A 12,044-nucleotide genomic window follows, 5' to 3' on the forward strand; every position below is an offset into this window, starting at 1 on the left:
GTAATGATCCGTGGGGTCGAGGTGCGCAATATATTTTTAGGAGATGGAAACTGGGAAGGTTTCCTTTCGCGAGTGAGGGAAATAAGCCTTAATAGCGGTACTTAGCCGATCGTAGATCGGAGGTGCAAGGGGAGGGGTGAAAGGTGAAAAGGGGGAAAGAACTGCCATTCCCGGTGGTTGATTTGATAAATTATAAATGTTATGATTGGTTCTGTCGGGTTAAGGTTGTTCCACCCGCCTTATTCCTCGCTCGGGAAAAGGCTAGAAATGAGCGTACATGGAAACAGGAAAGGTTGTCGCTTTCTTTGAACAAAAAAAGATTTTTTGTGCAGTTTGCCTCGAAGTTAAAGAGAATAAGTATCATCTCCTCAGCGAAGAGAACCGGGAAGTCACTCTTGGTGCAAACCGCATCGCTCACGTATCTTCCAACTATCTAAAAGCCAGTCTTCCCCGCGATACTTTGGTTGAACAATTAAAAATTATTGTGGAACGTCAAAAAGCCCTGATGGCCTCATTGGCGATCAAAGAACTTTGGGAGTTGGTCAACGACGAGGGAAGGGGGTTTCGTTTAGGCGAACTGACCGAACTGGTTTTCAATCCTCCCTGTTCAGGCGACCAGGAAATGGCCCTCTTCCGGGCGCTGGCGGATGACCGGCTTTACTTCAAGCAAAAGGGAGAACTTTACGAAGCCCGTGAACCGGAAAAAGTGGAACAAATTTTACTGCAGTACGAGCGGGAAGCTGAGTTAGAGCGGGAGAATCAGGAAGCCAGCACATGGCTGGCCGGGGTATGGGCGGGAGAAATGAATTCTCCTCCAGCGAATAAGGCGGCCATCGTAGGCCTTTTAAAAGAGATGGCCCTCTTCGGGCCGGAGGCCCCTGAATTCACCAAAGGAAAAACTCTGTTGCAAAAGGCCGGGATTTCTTCGCCGGGAGCTCCTTTTGAACTCTTAGTGAAGATGAAGGAATGGGAGGAGGATGAAAACCTTTTCCTGCACCGTTATCAGATTTCCAAAGGTTTTCCGAAGAATGTTCTCGAAGAAGCGGAAGAAATCCTTTCCCAGGCCGCCAAAGGTTTCCTCCCCCACCCCCAGGACCGTGATTTAACGTTTTTACATCCCCTGACCATCGACAGCGAATACACCCGGGACATCGATGATGCTTTGAGCCTGGAGCAGGTGGGGGGGGATTATCAAGTGGGTATCCATATTACGGATGTGGCTACCTTCCTCAATGGCCACCGAGAAATATTTCAGGAAGCCATGTCCCGGGCCATTTCGATCTATCTTCCCGATCAACGCATTCCCATGATTCCTCCGGCACTTTCCGAAAGCACCTGTAGCTTAATTGTCGGGGAGCAACGCCGGGCGCTCAGCTTTTTGGTACAAATCGACGAAGAGGGGAAGGTGCAGGATTATCAAATCCTCTCCAGCATCATCCAAGTGGAACAAAGGCTTTCTTACGACAGCGCTGACCAGCTTCTGGAAGAAGAGGAAGAAGAATTAATCATTCTGCAACGGATCACCAAGAAGCTTTTTCAACGGCGCATGGGTTCGGGGGCGTTTTTTATTCCTCGGCCCGAGCGGGTGATTCGAGTAAACCGGGAAAAAGAGATCTCCATTTACCGGCGCGACCGGGAAAGCCCTTCTCAGAAAATCGTCTCCGAACTCATGATTTTAGCCAATTACTTAGGGGCGCTGTTTCTTAAAGAGAAAGGCATTCCGGCCATCTACCGGAGCCAGGCCGAACCCAGGGACAAGATCCCCCCGATCGACAAATTTGATCCTCTCCAAGCCTATCGCCTGCGCCGGATCATGAACCGGGTGGAAGTTAGTACCCGGCCTTTGCGCCATGCTGGCCTTGGAGCGGAAGCATACCTTACCTTAACCTCACCCATTCGCCGCTTTTATGATCTTCTGATCGAACAGCAAATCCTGGGAGTATTACGGGGAGGACTGGTTCTCAGCGGGGAACAACTGGGAGAAATCATTACCCAGGTTGGGCCGGCGATCTCCAAAGTGGGGTTGGTGGAAGAACTTACGGAACAATATTGGATCCTGCGCTATTTAGAAAAACGAATCGGTTCGACCACTACAGCGGTTGTCCTCGACCGGTTTCCCACCCGCTACCTTGTGCATCTGAACGAATATCTCTTAGAGATAGATATGGCGGCGACTTCCGGGCTTGATTTTGTACCGGGAGATCAGATTTTGGTTCGGGTAGAAAAAGCCCATGCCCGGTCCGGAGTTCTTAAAATTGCTCCCGCCTAAAAATATAGGGTTCAAGGGTTCCAGGGGGCAAGGGTTCAAGTGAAAATAGTCAGGAAGGATTTCTGCTATTGCAGTTACTTAGTCACTTGACCCCTAGAATCCTGGAACCCATGAACCCTCTCGTTATACAGCAGCCTTCAGCAGTTCCTGTTTTTCTTGAAAGAGTTTTTCGCCTAAACTGACATGATAGATATGAGGATTCTGCAGGCGTTTATGTTCTGGCCGGAGATATTTAAGGTTTTGTAAGGTGTTGCCCTGAATTTCCGGCAAAGATGGGCTGTGATAGACCAGCTTTCCCGCTTTGATGATCGGGATGAGGATTTCCTCTTTTTTAAAATGTCCGGGATAGGTTTTGCTGATATGAGAGAGCAGGGGATGAAAAGCCTTAACCGGCTGTCCTGGGGGAAAAGTTTCCTCTTGTAAAACGATCACGTCCCCACGCATAAAATTTCTTTCATCGTAAAACCGCACTATTTTTTTTACTCCCGGGTTGGTGGTTTTTTCCGGGTCATCGGAAACCTTCAGCTTGGGGCGCATATGTCCATCTTTGAAAATAGCCGATAGCTTGTAAACTCCCCCCAGAGCCGGACACGAATAAGAAGTTACCAGTCGGGTTCCTACGCCCCAGATATCAATCTCCGCCCCTTGTTTCTTGATGGATTCGATCAGCCACTCATCGAGATCGCTTGAACCCAGAATACGCGCGCGCTCAAATCCTGCTTCGTCAAGCATCTTGCGTGCTTCCCGGCTTAAAAACGTCAGATCGCCGCTGTCCAGGCGGATTCCCGCAAGATCTCCTTGTTTTCTTTCCCGAAGCTCTTTGCCAACCTGAAGGGCATTGGGAACCCCGCTGCGTAGAGTATCATAGGTGTCAACCAGGAGGAGGCAGTTCTTGGGGTAGATTTTCCCGTAGGCCTGGAAGGATTCCAATTCGGAAGAGAAGGATTCCACCCAACTGTGAGCCAAAGTGCCCCGAACCGGGATGCCAAAAGTTCTCCCCGCCATCAAGTTCGAGGTGGCCCGGGTTCCGCCGATGAAAGAGGCCCGGGCGGCGCTCAATCCTCCATCGGGACCATGGGCCCGGCGAACTCCAAATTCAACGACCGGATCGTCACCGGCGGCGATACAGAGGCGAGCGGCCTTGGTGGCTATCAGAGTCTGAAAGTTGAGGATATTCAAGAGGGCGGTTTCGATGAATTGGGCTTCAGGTAATGGGGCGGTAACTCGAACAATGGGTTCTTGGGGGAAGACCAAAGTTCCCTCGGGAACGGCGTAAAGGTCGCCGGTAAAACGAAGTTTACGGAAATAATCCAAAACTTCCGGTGGAAAAATCTCCAAGCTTTTCAGATAATCGATGTCTTCCGGATCAAAGTGAATGTTTTGGATATAATCGATCAACTGTTCCAGACCAGCGGCGACACAGAAACCACCTTGCTCGGGAATTTTACGGAAGAAATAATCGAAGTTGGCTTTTTCTTTGGTTTTACCAAGAAGGTAATATCCTCCTACCATGGTCAATTGGTAGAGATCCGTCAATAGAGTCATGTTAGCCATTGTTTCCTCATCAATTCTTTTTGGTGTCTTTAAATTTAAATCCCCCCTCGCCCCCCTTTCGCAAAGGGGGGTTGGGGGATTTCAAATGTAATTTTCCATCAGGCGGTAAATCTCTCTTTCAGCTTCCTCGGAGAGCAGGGCTCCTTCTTGGTTATGGGAGCGCCGAACTTCATCGATCATTTGCTCCATCCGCCGCCGGAGGGGCAAGTCTTGCAGGTCATCGAGACTCCGATAATAACCCAGCCTCCGGCCCACCCGGTAGAGAAGGCGCTCCTCTGCGGGTAAAGACAGATAGCGGTCGATGGTCTCAATCATCTTTTCCCGCTGTTCGGGAAGCTTACCCTGCACTTCTTCCAATAGATTTAAGATGTGGTCGCTTACCACCGTACTGTGAATACCGTCGAGGGTTTCGATGAAGAGCTTGATCTCCGCGACGACTTGGTCGTCCGAGAGCCGGATAAATTCACCGTCTTCGACTTTGCGATACAGGGGCATATTGTGGCGTACGTATAGGGTGCGTAAGCGGATAAAATCAGGATTGATTTGATTCAACACCCTGGCAGTTTCCACCGCGTGTTCCCGCCACCATTGGATTCCCCCCAGACCCGGCATGACGTATTCGGAAAGAGAGATACCCGATTCCACTACATTTTTCCCGGCCTGAATTTGTTCTTTGGCCGTGACCCCTTTCTTCATATATTGCAAAAGAGGATCGTAACCGGTCTCCATCCCGATATGGATGCGGGTGAGGCCGGCCGCACGGAGTTCCTGCAGCTCGGATACGGATTTTTTGGCCAGGGTCCTGGCCCGGGCGTAACTGGTAATGCGCTGGATGAAGGGAAATTTTTCTTTCAAGTAATTGAGTATCTCCACCAAGTCGGCAGTCTTGACCAGGAGGGAGTTGGCATCCTGAAGGAAGACTTGAGTCCCTCCGAAATACAACCATCCGATAACGCTATGGAAAGCATGGCTATAGCGCGCAGGTCGATTGGAGAGGGTGCGCAGAAGATCCTGGTGGATCTCTCCAGCGTAACCCAGGCTCCAGGAGCGCTGGCGAATTTCATCGGTAATCGCCTTGACGCCATCTATGTCTTTCTTGATTTCTTCGACCGACCGGAAGGAAAATTGCTCCCCTTTATAAGTATGGCAAAATTCACACTTATTCCACGGACAATTGCGGGTCACCCGAATTAAAAGGCTTTGAGCCTCGCTGGGCGGGCGAATAGGCCCCAGTTCAAAATAATCGTTCATGGTACCCCTCCTAAAATAAATTATCATGAATTTGTCTATTTATCAATGTTCTCACGCCTTTTTCCTGTACTGGGTTCTTCTCCCTTGACTTCTCCCCAAAATACCTTTATAAACATCTGGGCAGGTAAAAATTGCCGAGACTTTAATCTTAAAAATATTTTTGCAAGATATGATGGGTGAAGAAAATTTCTATCCCAAATTGCGCCAAGTCGAGGTCTTTCCGGCCGAATTATCCGGGCAAAAAGTAATCTGCCTGCGCGACCCCCTCAACCTTTCGGGGAAAATTCTTTTTTTCCCCTATCCTGCTTTTTTCATCGTCAGTTTATTTGACGGCCATCATTCTATTACGGATATTCAAGTACAATTTATGCGCCAGTTTGGGGAGCTTCTCTTCCGGGAAAAAATTCAGGAACTCGCCAACCAGTTGGAAGAGCATTTTCTCCTTGACAATGAACGATTCCGCCAATTACAGGGGGAGATGATCGAGGCCTTTAGAAATGCTCCAGTGAGGCCGATGGCTTTAATCGGGGAAGCATATGAGGCAGAGCCGGATTACGTAAAGAAAATGGTCGAATCTTATTTTACACCGCCGGAAGGTCCAGGGTTGCCAATGGTTGGCCAAAAATCTGGCGACTTGCTTGGGGCCATCGCTCCCCACATTGATTATCGGAGGGGAGGAAATTGTTATGCCTGGGCTCACAAGACAATCCAAGAATCCTCCCCTATTGATCTCTTCCTAATCCTGGGTACAGCCCATTCCCCCACGGCAAGACCCTTTGTTCTCACCCGGAAAGATTTTCAAACGCCATGGGGGCCAGTGGAAACCGATCGGGCTTTCTTGGCCGAGATCGAAGCCGATTGTCCTTTTGACTTATACGAAGACGAATTCGTTCATAAGGCGGAGCATTCCATTGAACTGCAGCTCATTTTCCTCCGGGCTCTGTGGCAGCGGCAAGATCTTTTCCAAATTGTCCCTGTGCTTTGCGGTTCCTTGCATGAGGCCATCCTCAACAATAAAAGCCCCATGGAGCTGCCCGGAGTAAGCCATTTCATTGCCGCCTTGAAAATGGCTATGACCAAGAGTCAAAAAAGGATCTGTTTGCTGGCCAGCGCGGACCTGGCCCATGTGGGCCTGCGTTTCGGGGATCCAGAGGCACCCAATCGTTTTTCTCTGCAATCCTTGGCGGATGAGGATCGGAGTTTGCTCGGGTTTGCCGAAGGGGTCGATGCCGAAGGGTTTTACGAAACCATTCGGCGGGAAAAGGACCGACACCGCATTTGCGGCCTGCCCTCGATCTACACCTTTCTCCATCTGATAGGTAACCGGGCCTGCGAAGGGAAGCTTCTGAATTATGGCCAATCCATGGATGCGGGGAATCAGTCAGCGGTCACTTTTGCCAGTTTAGCCTTTTTTCGTTGATATATTTTCACCCCAGAGCGCGCAGAGAACGCCGAGGAAGAAGTTCTTAGGAGAAATAGTAGCGACCAAACAATCCAGACCTTTAAAACTAATGAATTCCATAAGGATAAAATTTTCGCTCGCACCATTTCCTATCTTCCGTGGAAAGGGGATGAATGTTAGAGCGGAAAGGAGGGAAGGGGAATGGAGAAAAAAAAATTCATGGATGGAAAAATGGCTATCATCACGGGGGCCTTGATTTTAAGCCTATTTGCCGGCGGGTCAATCCTTGTTAAGGATTCATCCAAAGCTTTTGGGGGAGGATTCATACCCCAGACGGCCCAGCAAGGAGGGCGGTACCAGATTGCCGGGTGCGATACCAATTCTGCCTGGGTGATCGACACGACCATGGGGGACGTTTATTTGATCTATTCCAATGGCAAGTGGAAAGAGGTGGGGAGTATCATGGATGAAAAGAAGCGGATAAAAAAGTAAAAAAAATGGAATCCTTACGAATGGGTACGTTAGCTCGATTGTATAGGAAATTTCTTTTTGGACACGGATTCACCCTGTTAGATGTTTACTATCTAACAGGGTAAACACAGATTATCAGGATAAACGAAAAATAAAATAATTATCTGTGGTTATCTGCGGAAATCTGCGTCCCAATTAATTTAAGGAGTTGTTATGTCCGAACAGATCATATTTAAACGTGAAGAGGATTTGCCTTATCTGCCCATTACCTTTGGTTCGATGGCCTGGAATAAGACCGGAAGCTGGCGATACCTGCGGCCGCGGTTTGAAAATAAGATTTCTCCTTGCAACGAAGGGTGTCCCGCAGGCCAAGACATTGAAGGAGCGATGGTCCTGATCGGCAAAGGCAAAGTTTTACAGGCTTGGGATTTGTTTAAGGAGGAGAATCCTTTCCCGGGGGTTTGCGGGCGAGTCTGTTTCCATCCCTGCGAATCTTCCTGCAACCGCGGAGAGTTCGATGAAGCCATTTCCATTAATGCCTTAGAGCGCTTCATGGCGGATGTTGCCTCCCGGCAGGGAAGGAAACCGTTGCTGAGGCGGGAAAGGCGGGAGGAGAAAGTAGCCATCGTTGGCTCCGGGCCTGCAGGTTTGACCTGCGCCTATCACCTGGCCCGCCTGGGTTACGGCGTCACGGTCTTCGAGGCTCTGCCCGTCCTGGGAGGAATGCTCCGCGTAGGAATTCCTGAATATCGATTGCCCAAGAGAGTGCTGGAGGAAGAAATCGATCAGATCCTGGAGCTGGAGGTGAAAGCGGAGGTCAATGCCCGTCTGGGGGGAGAGTTCCTGTTGAAGGAATTAAAAGAATATCAAGCCATCTTCCTGGCCATGGGCAACCACCGCAGTAAAAGTTTGGGAATTCCCGGGGAAGAGGCTGAAGGTATAATGAGCGGAGTCGAATTTTTAAAGAACGTTAACCTGGGTAAAGAAGTACCCCTGGGGAAAAGAGTGGCTGTGATCGGGGGCGGGAATACGGCTATCGATGCTGCCCGCTCGGCTTTACGCCTGGGGACCAAACCATTTATCCTTTATCGCCGGACACGCGAAGAAATGCCCGCCTTTCCCGCAGAAATTTTAGAGGCTGAAGAAGAAGGCATTGAAATTTCCTATTTGGTCTCACCCCTGCAAGTGAATGCCGAAAACGGAAAGGTAAGTAAGCTGGAATGCATGAAGAATCGGCTGGGGCCACCGGATGAGGATGGCCGCCGACGGCCGGTGGCCATCAAAGGCTCTAACTTTTTTGTGGAAGTTGATCAAGTCATCGCGGCCATCGGCGAAGAAGCAGATCTTTCCGCTATCCCTAAGAAATTAGGGGTGAAAGAAAACGTCATTCTGACCGATGAGCGGGGAGGGACTAAGCAAAAAGAGGTTTTTGCCGGCGGCGATATTATCCATCAACCCCACACAGTGGTACATGCCATCGGCTCCGGGAAGAGGGCGGCTATCTTTATCGATTGCTTCCTGAAGAAGAAAAAATGGGATGGTCTCTTTGACGCCATCCGTATTGGCGAGCGCGGTAGTTTATCGATGAAACGATACCTGCAGGACGAAAAAGATCGCCTTCCCATCAGTTCCCAAACCGTACGCCTGAAAGATTTGAACCTGGATTATTTCGATTATAAGAAACGTAAAAGAATGTCCAAAGCCCAGGTCTCTAAACGGATCGGATCTATCGAAGAGGTCAACCTCGGATTTTCCGAGGAGACGGCCGTGGAAGAGGCCAACCGTTGTTTCAACTGCGGCGTCTGCAACCTCTGCGACAACTGTTACATCCTCTGCCCAGATGTGGCCATCCTGAAACAGGGAGAGGATGCGTCCAACGTCATAGACTATGAACACTGCAAGGGATGTGGCATCTGCGTGGAGGAGTGCCCCCGAAATGCCATGGTTATGGAGGAGGAAATAAAATGAAGAAGATTATGGTGGGTAACCATGCCGTTTCCTGGGGGGTGATGTTGGCCCGGGCCGAAGTGATCCCGGCTTATCCGATCACGCCCCAGACGACCATCGTCGAAGAACTATCGGTCCTCTGCGCGGACGGCAGGCTAAAAGCAAAATTTATCCCGGTAGAATCGGAGCACTCGGCCATGGCTTGCTGCGTCGGAGCCTCGGCGGCCGGGGTGCGAACTTTCACGGCTACTTCAGGGCAGGGATTGGCCTTGATGCACGAGATGCTCCACTGGGCCAGCGGGGCGCGCCTGCCCATCGTCATGGCCAACGTCAACCGGGCCTTGGGATCCCCTTGGAACATCTGGGGTGAGCAGACCGACAGTCTCTCCCAGCGGGATACCGGCTGGTTGCAGCTTTATTGTGAGAGCAATCAGGAGGTCCTGGACACCACGATCCAGGCCTTCAAGATTGCCGAGGAGATCCACTTACCGGTCATGTTAAACCTGGATGCCTTTTTCCTTTCGCATACGGCGGAGCCCGTTGAAATCCCGGAGCAAAAACGGGTGGATGATTTTCTGCCCCGGTATCAACCCGAATTTCGCCTGGATCCCAAGAAGCCCTATTCTTTCGGCTGCCTGACTCCTCCCGAATATTTTATGGAATTTCGATACAAGATCCAGCAGTCCATGCTCCAGGGCAAGGAGGTCAGCCGGCGGGTGGACGAGGAATTTGGCCAATCCTTTGGCAGGAAGTACGGGCTGATTGAAGCGTACCGGTGCGATGGGGCGGATTTGATCCTGGTTACCTCCGGGGCCATCGCCAGCACGGCCCGTGTCGTCGTGGACGCTTTGCGGCAAAAAGGGCGGAAGGTGGGCATGGTGAAAGTGCGCTTGTTTCGCCCTTTCCCTCAAGAAGAACTTTATGCCGTGCTGCGGGATGTGGAAAAGGTGGCGGTGGTGGACCGGAACGTTTCTTTCGGGGTGGGAGGAATTTTTGCCCATGAGCTGAATGCCGCCTTTTGTAATGAAAAGACTCGGCCGCCCATCTTCAGTTACATCGCCGGGTTGGGCGGAAGGGACGTAACGCCGCAAGTATTGAACGACGTGGTTTATCAGACCTATAAACGCTCCCAACCGGAAAAGCATAGTGTCTGGGTGGGAATGAGAAACGGGCCGTAGGATTGCAGATTTCAGATTGCAGATTGAAAATTGAAGATTTCTTTATTCTGTTCTTGCCCTTTTCGAGGAAATCTCAAATCTGGAATCTAAAATCTTAAATTCAAGGAGTTTGCTATGTATGAGCGCCGAGAATTGATGTATGCAGGCCACCTGGCCTGTGCGGGGTGCGGGGCGACGATGTCCATGCGCTATGCCTTAAAAGCCCTGGGAGAAAAAACCATCCTGGCCATACCGGCATGCTGCTGGTCGATCCTTGCCGGACCCTTTCCTTATAGTGCCGTAGAGGTGCCCGTGATTCATACGGCCTTTGAGACGGGAGCTTCCACTGCCTCGGGTATCAAGGCTGGGCTGGAGATGCGCGGTGACACGGAAACCACCGTGGCCGCCTGGGCGGGGGATGGCGGCACTTTTGACATCGGTATTCAGGCTCTCTCGGGCGCAGCCGAGAGGAACGATGACATTATCTACTTCTGCTACGACAATGAAGCTTACATGAACACGGGGATTCAGAGGAGTTCAGCCACGCCCTTCGGCACCTGGACAACAACAACCCCGGCCAATCACCCCAAAAGCCAACCCAAAAAAAAACATGGTAGAGATCATGGCCGCCCACCGTATCCCCTATGCCGCTACTTGCTCCGTAGCCTTTCCCGAAGACATGATGCGCAAGATCGTCAAAGCCAAATCCATCCGGGGGACCAAATTCATCCATATTTTTTCCCCCTGTCCAACGGGCTGGAAGGCGGCCTCTTCCCTGGCAGTAAAGATCGCCCGCCTGGCCGTACACACCAAAGTCTTCCCGCTTTACGAAGTGGAAGATGGTGAACGATATAACATCAACGTGGACCCCAAGAATCTGCCAGTTGACGAATACCTCCGCCTCCAGGGCCGGTTTGCCCACCTTACAGACGACGAGGTACACACCATCCAGGAAACCGTGGACCGGGAATGGGAACGACTGGTCAAGAAAGCATTGGATTAAACCCCTCACCCCAACCCTCTCCCCGACCTGGGGGAGAGGGGAAGGGTGAGGGGGAGTCGGATGGCGGTAAAAAAAATTAATGCGTTTGTATTAAATTTCAGAAGGAATTTGTTTGCGATCTTCTTGAATCCATCACTGACAAAAAACCTTTAACCTCGAGGGTGGCATATGGCCCGGAGAAAATAAAACCCCATTTCTTGATGGCCGAGATACGGGGTTTTTTTAAGGGAGTGGGATGATTCAGTGATTTTGAGTAAGGATAAGTTATGGTCTATTTTAGGAGATAAATAACATGAAAGATGAATCAAAGACCGAGAGGCAACTCGTCCAAGAATTGATAGAATTGCGCCGACAGGTTGCTGAAATGGAAAAAATAGAAGCGGAGCGCAAACGGACCGAGGAGGCACTCCGAGAATCTGAAAAGAGATATAGAGAAGTTGTGGAGAGCGCCGCGGAGATTATCCACACCACTGACATCCAGGGTAATTTCACTTTCGCCAATGCTGCTTCCTTAAGAGCTGCGGGTACTTCGCTGGAAGAATCTAAACAACTCAATTACCTGGACATCATTCATCCCGATCACCGCCAGAGGCTGGCGGAGATTTACATCAATCAGTTTCGAGAAAGGAAAGCGACGATCTATGTAGAATTTCCTATTCTTTCCAGATCCGGTGAGGTCATATGGCTGGGGCAGAATTCTTCATTGATGTTTGAAGGGAAAAAGGTTGTTGGTTTTCATTCCGTTGCCCGCGACATTACAGAGCGTAAACAGATGGAAGAAACATTACGGCGCAGTGAAGAGGAGGCTAAACGGCTGGCGCAGGAGAATGCGTTAGTGGCGGAAGTCGGGCGCATCATCGGCTCAACACCTAACATTGACGAGGTCTTTGAGCGCTTCTCCAAGGCAGTGACGAAACTCATCCCTTTCGACCGCATTGTGATCAACCTCAGAGGTCCCCAGGAAGATGACAGCTTTGTGCGCTATGTGGC

8 protein-coding genes and 1 pseudogene are annotated in these 12,044 nt (G+C 50.5%); 7 read left to right on the forward strand and 2 right to left on the reverse strand.

What is annotated here, in order from left to right; translation table 11 throughout:
- Positions 1-277 precede the first annotated feature (277 nt).
- Positions 278-2,269 carry a ribonuclease catalytic domain-containing protein gene (locus Q7V48_06990; GenBank protein ID MDO9210480.1) on the forward strand — a complete coding sequence of 664 codons (1,992 nt, stop codon included), beginning with the start codon at positions 278-280 and terminating at the stop codon, positions 2,267-2,269.
- 123 nt (positions 2,270-2,392) lie between these two features.
- Here the strand turns inward: Q7V48_06990 and Q7V48_06995 are convergent, their stop codons facing one another.
- Both Q7V48_06995 and Q7V48_07000 read right to left on the reverse strand, forming a co-directional pair.
- Positions 2,393-3,823 (reverse strand): nicotinate phosphoribosyltransferase, encoded by a 1,431-nt coding sequence (locus Q7V48_06995; GenBank protein ID MDO9210481.1) that lies wholly within the window; start codon positions 3,821-3,823, stop codon positions 2,393-2,395.
- Between the two features lie 81 nt (positions 3,824-3,904).
- Positions 3,905-5,074, reverse strand: coding sequence for a radical SAM protein (locus tag Q7V48_07000; GenBank protein MDO9210482.1), 1,170 nt, complete (start codon positions 5,072-5,074; stop codon positions 3,905-3,907).
- A gap of 169 nt (positions 5,075-5,243) precedes the next feature.
- On the opposite strand from Q7V48_07000, the gene amrB reads away from it, so the two are divergent.
- The 6 genes and pseudogenes from amrB to Q7V48_07030 all read left to right on the forward strand — a co-directional run.
- Positions 5,244-6,494 carry an AmmeMemoRadiSam system protein B gene (amrB, locus tag Q7V48_07005; protein MDO9210483.1) on the forward strand — a complete coding sequence of 417 codons (1,251 nt, stop codon included), beginning with the start codon at positions 5,244-5,246 and terminating at the stop codon, positions 6,492-6,494.
- A gap of 183 nt (positions 6,495-6,677) precedes the next feature.
- Entirely contained in the window at positions 6,678-6,968 is a 291-nt protein-coding gene (locus tag Q7V48_07010; GenBank protein MDO9210484.1) for a hypothetical protein, read from the forward strand.
- Positions 6,969-7,160: 192 nt separating this feature from the next.
- The gene (locus Q7V48_07015) at positions 7,161-8,915 is read left to right on the forward strand and encodes an NAD(P)-binding protein (protein ID MDO9210485.1); all 1,755 of its coding nucleotides are present in this window, start codon (positions 7,161-7,163) and stop codon (positions 8,913-8,915) included.
- Entirely contained in the window at positions 8,912-10,072 is a 1,161-nt protein-coding gene (locus Q7V48_07020; protein MDO9210486.1) for a transketolase C-terminal domain-containing protein, read from the forward strand. Before Q7V48_07015 ends, Q7V48_07020 begins: the two co-directional genes overlap by 4 nt.
- 114 nt (positions 10,073-10,186) lie before the next feature.
- Positions 10,187-11,054, forward strand: a pseudogene (locus Q7V48_07025) (3-methyl-2-oxobutanoate dehydrogenase subunit beta).
- A 292-nt stretch (positions 11,055-11,346) separates the two neighbouring features.
- Positions 11,347-12,044: PAS domain S-box protein (locus Q7V48_07030; GenBank protein ID MDO9210487.1), on the forward strand; the 698-nt coding region annotated here is incomplete at its 3' end.

The sequence above is a fragment of the Deltaproteobacteria bacterium genome (assembly GCA_030654105.1).
Lineage (GTDB): Bacteria > Desulfobacterota > SM23-61 > SM23-61 > SM23-61 > JAHJQK01.